Raw genomic sequence first — 12,832 nt, forward strand, 5'->3', positions numbered from 1 at the left:
CTTCAGCGACGATCGCCGCGCAAGGCGCTTACTTGTTGCTGCAGGTATTCCGGGTGTGCCGCGGCCGGCGGCACCGGGGCGGCTACGGCGAGTTCGATGCGGCTGAAGATTCCGCGTCGCAGCGGATGCGACAGCGCGGGACCGTCCTTGCGCGAGAACGTGCTGCCCCACAGGCCACGCAATGCCATCGGCACCACCGGAACCGGCGTCCGCTCGACAATGCGGCGGATACCCGGACGGAAGGGGTAAAGCTCGCCATTGTCGGTGATCCGGCCTTCCGGGAACACTGCCACCAGGTCGCCGGCCTCCAGCGTCCGCGCGACCTCGTCGAAAGCGCGCTCCAGCATGGCAGGATCGTCCTTTGCCGGTGCAATCGGGATCGCCCCGCTGATCCTGAAGACAAACGACAGCAGCGGCATGGAAAAAATGCGATGGTCCATGACGAAGCGCACCGGTCGCGGACTTGCCGCCATGATGATCATGGCATCGACAAAGCTTACATGGTTGCAGACCAGCACCGCCGGACCGCTGGCGGGGATGTTCTGAATGCCTTTCGTCCTGAGCCTGTACACCGTGTGAACCAGCAGCCACACCAGAAAACGCAGCGCGAACTCGGGCACCAGGGCGTAGATGTAGAGTGCGACCAGTGCGTTCAGCACGGCGGTCACGAGAAAAAGCTGCGGCACGCTGAAGCCGGCGGCGAGCAGCCCCGCACCCATGCCGGCAGCGACCACCATGAACAGGGCATTGAGGATGTTGTTGCCGGCAATGATGCGTGAGCGGTGGGCCTGTTCGCTGCGGCTCTGGATCAGGGCGTACAGCGGGACGATGAAGAACCCGCCAAAGGTGCCGATCCCGACGAGGTCGAGCAGAACCCGCCACACACCCGGGGTTGAAAGGACTTCAGTCAGTGGCAATGGAGCGCCGCCGGCGAGCGCGAGCGGGCTGCTCCACCACAGGTCGAGAGCGAACAGGGTCAAGCCCACGGAGCCGAACGGAACCAGGCCGAGCTCGACCCTGCCGCCCGAAAGCCGCTCGCACAGCAGCGAGCCCAGGCCGATGCCGATGGAGAACACGGCGAGCAGCAGCACCACAGCATGCGCGTCGCCGCCGAGCATATCCTTGGCATAGGCTGGAAACTGCGAAAGAAACAGCGCGCCGTAGAACCAGAACCACGACACGCCGAGAATCGACAGGAATACGGTGCGGTTGCGTCGTGTGAACTGGAATCCGCGCCAGGTCTCGGTGATCGGGTTCCAGTTGATGCGAAGCGAAGGTGAGGCCGCAGGTGCGACCGGAATGCCCCGGCTCGAAACATAGCCAAGGATCGCCAGCAGCAGGGCCGTTGCGGAGATCCATGCGCTGCCACCGGCAACACTGATCAGTACGCCCCCGGCGAGGGTGCCGATCAGGATGGCGACGAAGGTGCCCGACTCGACGAGCGCATTGCCTCCGATCAGTTCGTCGGCGGCAAGGTGCTGAGGGAGGATTGCATACTTGACCGGGCCGAACAGCGCGGACTGCGCGCCCATCAGGAACAGGCAGACAAGCATCAGCGACAGCGCGTCGAGCACGAATGCAAGGCTTGCCAGCAGCATGACGCCGATTTCGAGCAACTTGGTGATGCGGATCAGGCGGCTCTTCTCATACTTGTCGGCAATCTGCCCCGCTGTGGCGGAGAACAGGAAAAACGGCAGGATGAACAGGCCTGCGCACAGATTCACCAGGATGCCAGGCGCAAGCGAGGTATACCGCATCGCCTGAAAGGTCAGCAGTACGACAAGCGCGTTCTTGTACAGGTTGTCGTTGAAGGCGCCGAGGAACTGCGTCAGAAAAAATGGCAGAAAGCGTCGCTGGCGCAGCAGCGAAAACTGATGACTCATGCGCACATGCCCTTGTGCTCGAATGCGCCCTGCGCAATGCGTCGTGCCGAAGAACGGTCGAAGCCCGTCCCAGAAAAGCTGCGTTCAATCACCGCTCGCAGGCATCCAGGCATATGATGGACGTCCGTTGCCGATCTGTCCGGCATGGGCGGGTCGATGTGGCGTGGGTAGTCCGGATTCATGGTTTCGTATTCGTGCACTGCATCAAATCTCTCAATGAATGCAATGATTTATCTTATATAAGTGTCGAGCCCGCGAAATCGCCGCGACGTTGTTTTTGCACATGCACGAATTGACTTTACTACGGTTAACCCCTAGTATTGCCGGGATTTTTAGGCGGGCGCGGCTGTGTGCGCGTCGCTTGGTGAGGAACGGATGCACAAGGCAGTCCTGCTGCAACTAGGCGCAACCATTCTGGCAACGGCCATTGCGGCCGTTTTTTTCGGGGTGCGTGGCGCGGTGTCTGCTGCATCCGGTGGGCTGGCCTGTGTTGTACCAAGCTGGTTCTTCGCCTGGCGGCTGATGCTGACGACACGTCGCAACGGCACAGCGACTGTGACCGCCTTTGTTGCAGGTGAGTTCATCAAGCTCGCCTCGATTGTCGGATTACTGGGGCTAGTACTCGCCGTTTATGCAGACGTCCATTGGGGCGCTCTCCTGATCGGGCTGGTACTGGCACTGAAAGCGAATTTATTTGCATTTTTGGTAAAGACCTGACTATGGCTGGCAACGCACCCACCGCATCCGAGTACGTCGTTCATCACCTGACGCACCTCAATTCCACTGGTCACGCTCAAGAGAACATCATCGACTGGAGCGTCATCAACCTCGATTCGATGTTCTATTCGATCTCGATCGGCCTGCTCACCGTGTTCCTGTTGTGGCTTGCCGCGCGCAAGGCCACCTCAGGCGTGCCGGGGCGCTTCCAGGGCTTCGTCGAGCTGATGGTCGAAATGGTGGCCGATCAGGCCAAGGGCATCATTCACAGCGCCGAGTCGCGCAAGTTCGTTGCCCCGCTCGCGCTGACCGTATTCGTCTGGATCTTCCTGATGAACGCAATGGACCTGGTCCCGGTCGATCTGCTGCCGCGCATCTGGGAAGGTGTCTATGCTTCCGCAGGCGGCGATCCGGCGCATGCCTACATGCGTGTCGTCGCGACGGCCGACCTCTCCGCCACGCTCGGCATGTCTTCCGGCGTGCTGCTGCTGTGTCTTTACTACAACATCAAGATCAAGGGTCTGTCGGGCTGGATTCACGAGCTCTTCACCGCGCCCTTCGGCAGCCACCCGCTGCTGTATCCGATCAACTTCGCGATGCAGATGATCGAATTCGTCGCCAAGACCGTATCACACGGCATGCGACTGTTCGGCAACATGTATGCTGGCGAACTCATCTTCATTCTGATTGCGCTGCTCGGCTCGACCGCAACCGTGTTCGGTTTCGTGGGTCACGTCATTGCCGGCTCGATCTGGGCGGTCTTCCACATCCTGATCATTACCCTGCAGGCCTTCATCTTCATGATGCTGACCCTGGTGTACATCGGTCAGGCTCACGAAGGTCACTAATCTTTTCTCGCAGTACCTGGTTTTAAACTCAATCACCTTTAGTAAGGAGTTGTCATGGAAAACGTTCTGGGTTTTGTTGCTCTGGCTGCCGGTCTGATCATTGGTCTGGGCGCCATCGGTGCATGTATCGGTATCGGCATCATGGGTTCCAAGTACCTCGAAGCCTCGGCACGTCAGCCCGAACTGATGAACGCCCTGCAAACCAAGATGTTCCTGCTGGCTGGTCTGATCGACGCTGCGTTCCTGATCGGCGTTGGTATCGCCATGATGTTCGCCTTCGCCAACCCGTTCCAGCTTTAATCGGTTCGAGTTCCTCTCAACATACCTGAGGGCCAAGAACAGTGAATTTGAACGCAACTCTGATAGCTCAGCTCGTTGTGTTCTTCATTCTGGCGTGGTTCACGATGAAGTTCGTGTGGCCGCCCATTGTGAAGGCACTTGACGAGCGTGCGAAAAAGATCGCAGACGGGCTGACAGCTGCGGATAAGGCTAAGTCGGATCTGGCACTTGCCGAAAAGAAGGTCGTCGAGGAACTGCGCAAGGCTCGCGAATCCGCGGGTGATGTGCGCGCCTCCGCTGAAAAGCAGGCGAGCCAACTGGTCGACGAGGCCCGTGCCGAAGCCAACCGCATCATCGCCGCCGCACGTGAAGCAGCCGAAGCCGAAGCCGGCACTGCTGCCCAGCGCGCCAAGGAAGCCCTGCGCGACCAGGTCGCCCATCTGGCTGTTGCCGGTGCAGAGAAGATTCTGCGCCGCGAGATCAACACCCAGGTGCATGCCGAGCTGCTTGCCAACCTGAAACAGGAACTGCAATAAGTCATGGCCGAGAATGTCACCATCGCGCGTCCCTATGCCGATGCCGCCTTCGAGCTGGCTCGCGGGGCAGGTGCGCTGGGGCCTTGGTCGGAAGTGCTGGATCGGCTCGCCTCCGTGGCGGCCGACTCCGAAATGCTGGCGCTCTTCAATGATCCCAAGTTTTCCGGCGAACAGCTGAACAAGCTGATGCTGGAAGTTGCTGGTGATCTGAGCGCCGAACAGCAGAACTTCATCCGCGTCCTCGTGGAAGGAGAACGTCTGCAAGTGCTTCCGGAGATCCGTGACCTGTTCGTTGCACTGAAGAACGAACATGAGGGCGTCCTTGAGGCAAAAATCGCCTCAGCCTTCCCGCTTGACGATGCCGCACTGGCTTCGCTGAAAGCTGATCTTGAAGCCCGCTTCAAGACCAAGCTCGACGTGAGTGTCAGTATCGACCCCGAGCTTATCGGTGGGGTCCGCATCGCCATTGGCGACGAAGTGATCGACGCCTCGGTCCGCGGCAAGCTCGCGAACATGGCCGCTGCGCTTAAGAACTAGGAGCATACATCTATGCAACTCAACCCCTCTGAAATCAGTGACCTGATTAAGAGCCGGATCCAGAACCTGCAGCTCGCCGCCACGTCGCGTAACGAGGGTACGGTGGTCTCCGTCACGGACGGTATCACCCGCATCCACGGCCTGACCGACGTCATGCAAGGCGAAATGCTGGAGTTTCCCGGCAACACCTACGGCCTCGCGCTCAACCTCGAGCGTGACTCCGTCGGTGCCGTTGTGCTCGGCGAATACGAGCAAATCACCGAAGGCGACACCGTCAAGGCGACTGGCCGCATTCTCGAAGTGCCTGTCGGCCCCGAGCTGATCGGCCGTGTCGTGAACGCACTGGGCCAGCCGATCGACGGCAAGGGCCCGATCAACGCCAAGCTGACCGACAAGATCGAAAAGGTCGCGCCGGGCGTTATCGAACGTCAGTCCGTCTCCCAGCCGGTTCAGACCGGTCTGAAGTCGGTCGACTCCATGGTGCCGATCGGCCGTGGTCAGCGCGAGCTGATCATTGGTGACCGCCAGACTGGTAAGACGGCCGTCGCGGTTGATGCGATCATCAACCAGAAAGGCCAGAACATGTTCTGCGTCTACGTGGCAATCGGTCAGAAGGCTTCGACCGTCGCCAACGTGGTGCGCAAGCTGGAAGAGAACGGCGCGATGGAATACACCATCGTCGTGGCCGCAACCGCTTCCGAATCTGCTGCCATGCAGTACCTGTCGGCCTACTCCGGCTGCACGATGGGCGAGTACTTCCGCGACCGCGGCATGGACGCGATGATCGTTTATGACGATCTGACCAAGCAGGCCTGGGCTTACCGTCAGGTATCCCTGCTGCTGCGTCGTCCGCCGGGCCGTGAAGCTTACCCGGGCGACGTGTTCTATCTGCACTCCCGCCTGCTCGAGCGCGCTGCTCGTGTGAATGCCGACTACGTCGAGAAGTTCACCAACGGCGAAGTGAAGGGCAAGACCGGTTCGCTGACCGCACTGCCGATCATCGAAACCCAGGCCGGCGACGTTTCCGCGTTCGTTCCGACCAACGTGATTTCGATTACCGACGGCCAGATCTTCCTTGAGACCGACCTCTTCAACGCCGGTATCCGTCCCGCTATCAACGCCGGTATCTCGGTGTCGCGAGTCGGTGGTTCGGCCCAGACCAAGGTCATCAAGAAGCTCTCCGGTGGTATCCGTACCGACTTGGCGCAGTACCGCGAACTCGCAGCGTTTGCCCAGTTTGCTTCCGACCTCGACGACGCAACCCGCAAGCAGCTCGAGCGTGGTCGCCGCGTGACCGAGCTGATGAAGCAGGCTCAGTACTCGCCGCTGTCGATCTCGGACATGGCCATCACGCTGTACGCGGTGAACAACGGTTACTTCGACGATGTCGACGTGCCGCGCCTGCTGGCCTTCGAATCCGGCCTGCAGCAGTTCGTCAAGACCAAGAACGCTGATCTCGTGAAGAAGATCGCCGACACCAAGGAACTCGACGCCGACGGCGAAAAGCTCCTGGTCGCTGCGATCACCGAGTTCAAGAAGAGCTGGGCTTAACGCTGCGGACGGAGACGGAATATGGCTAGCGGTAAGGAAATCCGTACCAAGATCAAGAGCGTGCAAAACACGCGCAAGATCACCAAGGCCATGGAAATGGTGGCCGCATCCAAAATGCGCAAGGCGCAGGACCGGATGCGCTCTGCCCGACCCTATGCCGAAAAGATCCGCCGACTCGCCGCGAACCTGTCTCAGGCCAATGTAACTGAATACCAACACCCCTTCCTGGTCCGCAAGGACCAGGTCAAGCGGGTGGGCTTGATTCTGGTGACGACCGACAAGGGCCTTTGTGGCGGCATGAACACCAACGTCCAGCGCGTAGCCGTGACTGCGATGAAGGAATGGGAAGCCGCTGGTGCAACCGAGATCCGTGCCTGCTGCATCGGCAACAAGGGTTTCGGTTTCATGCAAAGGGTGGGCGCCAAGGTTGCTTCGCATGTCGTGCAGTTGGGCGACACGCCGCACCTTGAAAAGCTCATCGGCCCGGTCAAGGTGATGCTCGATGCTTTCCAGAACGGCGAGCTCGACGCGGTCTTCGTGGTCTATACCCGTTTCATCAATACGATGAAGCAGGAACCCATGCTCGAACAGCTGCTGCCGCTGACCGGCGAGAAGCTGGGTACGCCCGACACTTCGTGGGACTACCTCTACGAGCCCGATCCGCAAGTCGTGATCGACGAAATGCTGGTGCGTTACGTCGAAGCGCTGGTGTATCAGGCAGTGGCCGAGAGCATGGCTTCCGAGCAGAGCGCACGTATGGTGGCAATGAAGGCTGCTTCCGACAATGCGAAGAACGTGATTGGCGAGCTTCAGCTGGTCTACAACAAGACCCGCCAGGCCGCGATCACCAAAGAGCTGTCGGAAATCGTCAGCGGCGCCGCGGCGGTCTAACGGATTATTGAATTAAGGAAAAACGATGAGTACTGGTACGATCGTTCAGTGCATCGGCGCGGTGGTGGACATTCAGTTCCCGCGCGACGCGATGCCCAAGATTTATGAGGCTCTGAAGCTCGAAGACGCTGCCAACTCCTTTGCCGAAGACGGCTTGACCTTCGAGGTCCAGCAGCAACTCGGTGATGGCGTGGTGCGTACCATTGCGATGGGCTCTTCCGATGGCCTGCGCCGCGGAATGAAGGTTGGCAGCACCGGCGCCGGCATCTCGGTTCCGGTCGGTGAAGGCACCCTCGGCCGCATCATGGACGTGCTGGGTCGCCCGATCGACGAAGCTGGTCCGATCGAATGCGAAGAGAAGCGTCAGATTCACCAGAAGGCACCGAAGTTCGACGAACTTTCGCCTTCCGTCGAGCTGCTCGAAACCGGCATCAAGGTTATCGATCTGATCTGCCCGTTCGCCAAGGGCGGTAAGGTCGGCCTGTTCGGCGGCGCCGGTGTGGGCAAGACGGTGAACATGATGGAACTCATCAACAACATCGCCAAGCAGCACGCAGGTCTGTCGGTGTTTGCTGGTGTGGGTGAGCGTACTCGTGAGGGTAACGACTTCTACCACGAGATGAAGGACTCCAACGTTCTCGACAAGGTTGCGATGGTGTTCGGTCAGATGAACGAACCCCCGGGCAACCGTCTGCGCGTGGCGCTGACCGGCCTGACGATGGCCGAGCGTTTCCGTGACGACGGCCGCGACATCCTGTTCTTCGTGGATAACATCTACCGCTACACGCTGGCCGGTACCGAAGTGTCCGCACTGCTGGGCCGTATGCCTTCTGCCGTGGGCTATCAGCCGACGCTGGCTGAAGAAATGGGCCGTCTGCAAGAGCGTATTACCTCGACCAAGGTGGGTTCGATTACCTCCATCCAGGCCGTGTATGTGCCTGCGGATGACTTGACCGACCCGTCGCCTGCAACGACCTTCCTGCACCTCGACTCCACCGTCGTGCTGTCGCGTGACATCGCCGCTCTGGGTATCTACCCGGCCGTCGATCCGCTCGACTCCACCAGCCGCCAGCTCGACCCGCTGGTTGTGGGTGAAGAGCACTACAACGTGGCTCGTCAGGTTCAGCAGACGCTGCAGAAGTACAAGGAACTGCGTGACATCATCGCGATTCTGGGCATGGACGAACTGTCTCCCGAAGACAAGCTCGCCGTGGGCCGTGCGCGTAAGATCCAGCGCTTCCTGTCGCAGCCCTTCCACGTTGCGGAAGTCTTCACCGGTTCGCCCGGCAAGTACGTGACCCTCAACGACACGATCAAGGGCTTCAAGATGATCGTGAGCGGCGAGTGTGACTCCATGCCCGAACAGGCTTTCTACATGGTCGGCGGCATCGAAGAGGCCATCGAGAAAGCGAAGAAGCTCCAGTAATTCGCTCACCCGCGCGGCGATCTCCGTCGCGCGGAATTGAAGAGGACATACCATGGCTATGACGGTTCACGTAGACATCGTCAGTGCGGAAGAGCAGATTTTTTCCGGGCTGGCGGAGTTCGTCGCGCTGCCTGGCGAGGCGGGTGAACTCGGCATCCTGCCCGGACACATGCCGCTGATGACCCGGATCAGACCGGGTGCGGTACGGGTCAAGGTTCCGAATCAGGCGGAAGAAGAGCTGGTCTTTGTTGCTGGCGGCATCCTTGAGGTTCAGCCCGGTCTGGTGACCGTACTGGCAGACACCGCGATTCGCGGCAAGGATCTCGACGAAGCGAAGGCACTGGAAGCCAAGCGCAAGGCAGAAGAAGCGCTTTCCAACCAGAGCGCCCAGCTTGACTACGCCAAGGCACAGGCTGAACTGAGCGAGGCGATTGCTCAGATCGCAGCGATCCAGAAGCTGCGCAAGCGCAGCTGAGCATCACCGACCCGCGCTGAATGCGGCAAAGTGACAAAAAAGGCAGCCGATCCGGCTGCCTTTTTTACGTCTGTAGCTTGCGTAGCATTCGCCGCGACTGTTCAGCGTCGTGCGCGCCCGGTGCGCTTCCCAAGGCGGTCGATACGCTTCTCCAGCCGTGCCACCGCGTCACGAAAACCGCGGATGTCGTCATCGAAGGTTGCGACCATCGGTTTCGAGGTCAGTATCGGCTGTTCCTCGGTCAAGTATTCCACGGCGTTCCCGCTGAGACTGGCGGCAAGCCGTTGCTGTGCCTTGCCAAGGGCAACGCCGGTACTGACGATGCGATGAGCGGCGATATCCCCCACGACGCGGGAAAGATCCTCTTCGAGGTCCCATCGCAGGTGACGGAATACAAAGCCCAGCGCATCGGCAAATTCGGCGTTGCCCGCGATGCGTACCTGGGACATCAAGGCCTCGATGCCACCGTTCAGGGCGCGCGGAGACTCGCTCAGCGGCAACTGCAGGCTTACGTCGGGTGACGCATCGCTGCTGCAGGCAGCGAAATGTCCTTCGTCCGTGATCGAGAAGTCGATTGAAACCGGTGAAATGTCCAGCCGTGCCCGTTTTCCGGCATGCGGCTGCAGTCGGCTGCACGCCCAGCCAGACTGGGCAAGCAGATGGTTGGCGCCAGAGATAAAGAGGCTGTCAATCATGTAAATACGGGGGCCTGGGCCCCCGTTTCTTCGTGTGTGTGGAATCAGTTGGCTTGCTGAATGCCGGCAACCCGCCAGCCGGTATCGCCGCTGACCGGTTTCACGAGGTGCCAGACTTCATCGAGTGCGGCGGGCGCAGCTGCTTCGTCTTCGCGCAGAAGTCCGGTGAAGCGAACGCTGACGATGTATCGATCGCTTTCCTCGACGACCTCGATCACTTCCGCGTTGAGCTCAACGACGTCGGTGCGTTGCGGTGCGTCGCCGCGCTCGGCGATCTGCATGCTGATCTCTGCATACACTTCGGGCGTGGTGAACTCGCGCAAGTCTTCAAGGTTTGCCGAGTCGTTGGCAGTCTGCAGGCGAATGAAGTTCAGCTTGGCCTGACGGGCAAAGCCTTCGGCATCAAAGTTCGCCACAGCCGGCGATGCAAGCGGTGCGCCGGTCGACGCGCCGCTCGCAGGCATTGCCGGAGCGTTCTGCGGGTTGAGCGGGCTTGCACCCTGTCCCTGCGTCGCACCGGCGTACTGCATGCCCCGGGCCTGCGGCGAAGCGCCACGACGGAACAGGAACTTGAACAGCATCACGCCAGCGACGGCGAGCAGGGCGATCATGACGAAGTTGGCGAAACCCTCACCCATGCCAAGGCTGGAGAACAATGCGGCGAGGCCAAGGCCGGCTGCCAGACCGGCAATCGGGCCCATCCACGAACGACGGGGCTGTGCTGCGGCGGCTGCAGGAGGCGCTGCAGACGGACGCGTGGGCGACACTGCGGGCGGCGTTGAGCGCTTCATGCCGAAGCTGCTGCCACCACCAAGGCGTTTCGCCTCGGCTTCAGGCGCCGCGATGCCGAAGGTGAAAATCACCATCACCAGGGAAAGGAAGAGGTGCTTCATTGTTCTTGAGTCTCCGTTGATCAAAGTTTGTAGCCACGGTGCAAGGCGACGACGCCCGCGCTGAGGTTGAAGTAGTCGACACGCTGAAGGCCAGCTTGTTCCATCATGGTCTTAAGTTCTTCCTGACCCGGGTGCATGCGGATGGATTCGGCCAGGTAACGGTAGCTGTCGGCATCGTCAGCGACCTTGTTGCCCATCCACGGCAGAAGCTTGAAAGAGTACAGGTCATACACCGGAGCGAGCGGTTTCCACACCTTTGAAAACTCGAGCACGAGCAGGCGTCCGCCCGGGCGCAGCACGCGCCGCATCTCGGCCAGGGCGACATCCTTGTGGGTCATGTTGCGCAGTCCGAAGGCAACGGTGACGCAATCGAACCAGTCGTCCGGAAAGGGCAGCTTCTCTGCGTTGCACTGTGCCACGGGCAGGGAGAAACCCTTGTCGACAACGCGGTCGCGGCCACGGGAGAGCATCGCATGGTTGATGTCGGTGAGCCACACCTGTCCGCGCTCGCCGACCTTGCGTGCGAAGGCGAGGGAGAGGTCGGCAGTGCCGCCGGCAACGTCGAGGACGCGGTCGCCGCTGCGCACGCCGGAAATCTGGATGGTGAACGCCTTCCAGATCCGGTGCAGGCCGAAGGACATCAGGTCGTTCATCACGTCGTACTTCTGTGCGACCGACGAGAACACCTCGGCGACTTTCTTCTGTTTCTGCTCTTCGGCGACGGTCTCGAAGCCGAAGTGGGTGGTGTTTTCTTTCATGGCGATATCAGTGATGGTGGCTGCCGCAACCGCCCTTGGGCGCTGGCGGCGGGACGAGTGCCGGATCCCGGGTTCCATGGTCCCGCTCAAGGCGCTCGAGGTAGTCCTGCCACATTTCGGCCTGATTGCGACCGAGCAGGTAGAGGTAGTCCCAGGAGTAGAGTCCGCTGTCGTGACCGTCGTCGAAGACGGGCTTGATCGCATAGTTGCCGACGGGCTCGAGCGCAACGACGTCGACGTCGCGTTTGCCCTGCTGCAGTGTTTCCTGCCCTGCGCCATGACCGCGCACCTCTGCCGAAGGCGAGTAGACGCGCAGAAATTCGAAGGGAAGTTCGAACAGGCTGCCATCGTCAAACGCAATTTCAAGCTTGCGTGACTTGCTGTGCAAGGTGATTGCGGTGGGAAGAGGGGTGTCCTTGTCGAGTCCGGCCATCACTGAGTACCTCAAAGTGGGAGGTCAATGATACCTGATTCGGCCTCCGGCCAAGACCGGGGCAGCACCGCCGGCACCCCGCCGGAAGCGGGCTCCGCTGTTTCACTGTGATGACGTGTCATCAAAACTTCAAACTGCTGAAATACACTCTGCGGAATCAAAGGGAGTCACTGCTTATGCCTGCCAATATTCTGCTGGTCGAAGACGAACCTGCAATCCAGGAACTGATCGCTGCGAACCTCGCCCGCGCGGGGCATCATGTCGTGCGTGCCTCGGACGCCGAAACGGCGCAGCGCATCGTGCGCGACGCCTTGCCCGATCTGGTGCTGCTCGACTGGATGCTGCCGGGGGCGTCCGGCATGGACTTCGCACGCCGCTTGCGCGCAGACGAGCGTACCCGGAGCATCCCGATCATCATGCTGACCGCCCGTGGCGAGGAGCAAGACAAGGTGAGCGGGCTGGAAACCGGTGCCGACGACTACATCACCAAGCCCTTCAGCCCGCGCGAACTGGTGGCGCGCATCAAGGCGGTGCTGCGCAGGCGCGCGCCGCAGGCGACCGAAGATCCCGTCGAGCTGGGTGGCCTGAGGCTGGACCCCGAAACCCACAGGGTGACGGCGGGTGAGCAGGCGCTGTCCCTGGGGCCAACCGAATTCCGCCTGCTGCACTTCCTGATGACCCATCCGGAGCGGGTGCACTCGCGTGCGCAATTGCTCGATCAGGTGTGGGGCGACCACGTTTTTGTCGAAGAGCGCACGGTCGATGTGCATATCCGTCGCCTGCGCTGCGCACTCGAGCCTTCGCGGCACGACGCGCTGGTGCAGACGGTCCGCGGCAGCGGTTATCGCTTTTCGGCTCAGGCGGACCTCGCGCCCGCCGTGCGATAATCGGACGGCATCGAGAAACAGGG

Annotated in this window: 15 protein-coding genes; 10 read left to right on the plus strand and 5 right to left on the minus strand. The window is 60.7% G+C overall.

What is annotated here, in order from left to right; all coding sequences use genetic code 11:
• Positions 1-2: 2 nt before the first annotated feature.
• Positions 3-1,883, minus strand: coding sequence for an MFS transporter (locus tag AC22G6_RS06085; protein WP_487366035.1), 1,881 nt, complete (start codon positions 1,881-1,883; stop codon positions 3-5).
• 375 nt (positions 1,884-2,258) lie between these two features.
• Between AC22G6_RS06085 and AC22G6_RS06090 the strand changes: the two genes are divergently transcribed.
• From AC22G6_RS06090 to AC22G6_RS06130, 9 genes are read left to right on the plus strand one after another with little or no spacing between them, the layout of a single operon-like run.
• Positions 2,259-2,600, plus strand: coding sequence for an ATP synthase subunit I (locus AC22G6_RS06090; RefSeq protein WP_108951451.1), 342 nt, complete (start codon positions 2,259-2,261; stop codon positions 2,598-2,600).
• A gap of 2 nt (positions 2,601-2,602) precedes the next feature.
• Positions 2,603-3,448 carry a F0F1 ATP synthase subunit A gene (atpB, locus tag AC22G6_RS06095; RefSeq protein WP_108950070.1) on the plus strand — a complete coding sequence of 282 codons (846 nt, stop codon included), beginning with the start codon at positions 2,603-2,605 and terminating at the stop codon, positions 3,446-3,448.
• A 54-nt stretch (positions 3,449-3,502) separates the two neighbouring features.
• A complete protein-coding gene (gene atpE / locus AC22G6_RS06100; protein ID WP_002925444.1) occupies positions 3,503-3,748 on the plus strand; it encodes a F0F1 ATP synthase subunit C in 246 nt (81 codons plus the stop codon).
• 41 nt (positions 3,749-3,789) lie between these two features.
• On the plus strand, positions 3,790-4,263 hold the full coding sequence (locus tag AC22G6_RS06105) for a F0F1 ATP synthase subunit B (protein WP_108950071.1): 474 nt from the start codon (positions 3,790-3,792) through the stop codon (positions 4,261-4,263).
• A gap of 3 nt (positions 4,264-4,266) precedes the next feature.
• Complete coding sequence (locus AC22G6_RS06110; RefSeq protein WP_108950072.1) at positions 4,267-4,800, plus strand: F0F1 ATP synthase subunit delta; 534 nt, start codon at positions 4,267-4,269, stop codon at positions 4,798-4,800.
• A gap of 12 nt (positions 4,801-4,812) precedes the next feature.
• Positions 4,813-6,351 carry a F0F1 ATP synthase subunit alpha gene (gene atpA / locus AC22G6_RS06115; RefSeq protein WP_108950073.1) on the plus strand — a complete coding sequence of 513 codons (1,539 nt, stop codon included), beginning with the start codon at positions 4,813-4,815 and terminating at the stop codon, positions 6,349-6,351.
• Positions 6,352-6,372: 21 nt separating this feature from the next.
• Positions 6,373-7,242: a F0F1 ATP synthase subunit gamma gene (atpG, locus tag AC22G6_RS06120; protein WP_487366036.1), complete on the plus strand. Its 870-nt coding sequence runs from the start codon at positions 6,373-6,375 to the stop codon at positions 7,240-7,242.
• Positions 7,243-7,267: 25 nt separating this feature from the next.
• Positions 7,268-8,668, plus strand: coding sequence for a F0F1 ATP synthase subunit beta (gene atpD / locus AC22G6_RS06125; RefSeq protein ID WP_108950075.1), 1,401 nt, complete (start codon positions 7,268-7,270; stop codon positions 8,666-8,668).
• Between the two features lie 52 nt (positions 8,669-8,720).
• The gene (locus AC22G6_RS06130) at positions 8,721-9,143 is read left to right on the plus strand and encodes a F0F1 ATP synthase subunit epsilon (protein WP_108950076.1); all 423 of its coding nucleotides are present in this window, start codon (positions 8,721-8,723) and stop codon (positions 9,141-9,143) included.
• A 101-nt stretch (positions 9,144-9,244) separates the two neighbouring features.
• On the opposite strand, the gene AC22G6_RS06135 is transcribed toward AC22G6_RS06130, so the two are convergent.
• Genes AC22G6_RS06135 through AC22G6_RS06150 form a run of 4 tightly spaced genes read right to left on the minus strand, consistent with a single transcriptional unit; the run spans position 9,245 to position 11,922 of the window.
• Positions 9,245-9,838: a ubiquinone biosynthesis accessory factor UbiJ gene (locus AC22G6_RS06135; protein WP_487366037.1), complete on the minus strand. Its 594-nt coding sequence runs from the start codon at positions 9,836-9,838 to the stop codon at positions 9,245-9,247.
• Between the two features lie 44 nt (positions 9,839-9,882).
• A complete protein-coding gene (locus AC22G6_RS06140) occupies positions 9,883-10,731 on the minus strand; it encodes a Tim44 domain-containing protein (protein WP_487366038.1) in 849 nt (282 codons plus the stop codon).
• Between the two features lie 20 nt (positions 10,732-10,751).
• Positions 10,752-11,489 carry a bifunctional demethylmenaquinone methyltransferase/2-methoxy-6-polyprenyl-1,4-benzoquinol methylase UbiE gene (ubiE, locus tag AC22G6_RS06145; protein ID WP_487366039.1) on the minus strand — a complete coding sequence of 246 codons (738 nt, stop codon included), beginning with the start codon at positions 11,487-11,489 and terminating at the stop codon, positions 10,752-10,754.
• Positions 11,490-11,496: 7 nt separating this feature from the next.
• Complete coding sequence (locus tag AC22G6_RS06150) at positions 11,497-11,922, minus strand: gamma-butyrobetaine hydroxylase family protein (protein ID WP_487366040.1); 426 nt, start codon at positions 11,920-11,922, stop codon at positions 11,497-11,499.
• 176 nt (positions 11,923-12,098) lie between these two features.
• On the opposite strand from AC22G6_RS06150, the gene phoB reads away from it, so the two are divergent.
• Positions 12,099-12,809, plus strand: a complete 711-nt coding sequence (gene phoB / locus AC22G6_RS06155; RefSeq protein ID WP_108950081.1) for a phosphate regulon transcriptional regulator PhoB — start codon at positions 12,099-12,101, stop codon at positions 12,807-12,809.
• Positions 12,810-12,832 lie beyond the last annotated feature (23 nt).

This window comes from Parazoarcus sp. PS-13 R2A (assembly GCF_057621855.1).

Bases quoted from the DNA above. Each gene is read 5' to 3' on its own strand.
- ubiE (WP_487366039.1), bottom strand. From the start codon at position 11,489: ATGAAAGAAAACACCACCCACTTCGGCTTCGAGACCGTCGCCGAAGAG.
- atpA (WP_108950073.1), top strand. From the start codon at position 4,813: ATGCAACTCAACCCCTCTGAAATCAGTGACCTGATTAAGAGCCGGATC.
- atpD (WP_108950075.1), top strand. From the start codon at position 7,268: ATGAGTACTGGTACGATCGTTCAGTGCATCGGCGCGGTGGTGGACATT.
- atpE (WP_002925444.1), top strand. From the start codon at position 3,503: ATGGAAAACGTTCTGGGTTTTGTTGCTCTGGCTGCCGGTCTGATCATT.
- AC22G6_RS06150 (WP_487366040.1), bottom strand. From the start codon at position 11,922: ATGGCCGGACTCGACAAGGACACCCCTCTTCCCACCGCAATCACCTTG.
- AC22G6_RS06090 (WP_108951451.1), top strand. From the start codon at position 2,259: ATGCACAAGGCAGTCCTGCTGCAACTAGGCGCAACCATTCTGGCAACG.
- atpB (WP_108950070.1), top strand. From the start codon at position 2,603: ATGGCTGGCAACGCACCCACCGCATCCGAGTACGTCGTTCATCACCTG.
- AC22G6_RS06085 (WP_487366035.1), bottom strand. From the start codon at position 1,883: ATGAGTCATCAGTTTTCGCTGCTGCGCCAGCGACGCTTTCTGCCATTT.
- AC22G6_RS06110 (WP_108950072.1), top strand. From the start codon at position 4,267: ATGGCCGAGAATGTCACCATCGCGCGTCCCTATGCCGATGCCGCCTTC.
- AC22G6_RS06135 (WP_487366037.1), bottom strand. From the start codon at position 9,838: ATGATTGACAGCCTCTTTATCTCTGGCGCCAACCATCTGCTTGCCCAG.
- phoB (WP_108950081.1), top strand. From the start codon at position 12,099: ATGCCTGCCAATATTCTGCTGGTCGAAGACGAACCTGCAATCCAGGAA.
- AC22G6_RS06140 (WP_487366038.1), bottom strand. From the start codon at position 10,731: ATGAAGCACCTCTTCCTTTCCCTGGTGATGGTGATTTTCACCTTCGGC.
- AC22G6_RS06130 (WP_108950076.1), top strand. From the start codon at position 8,721: ATGGCTATGACGGTTCACGTAGACATCGTCAGTGCGGAAGAGCAGATT.
- atpG (WP_487366036.1), top strand. From the start codon at position 6,373: ATGGCTAGCGGTAAGGAAATCCGTACCAAGATCAAGAGCGTGCAAAAC.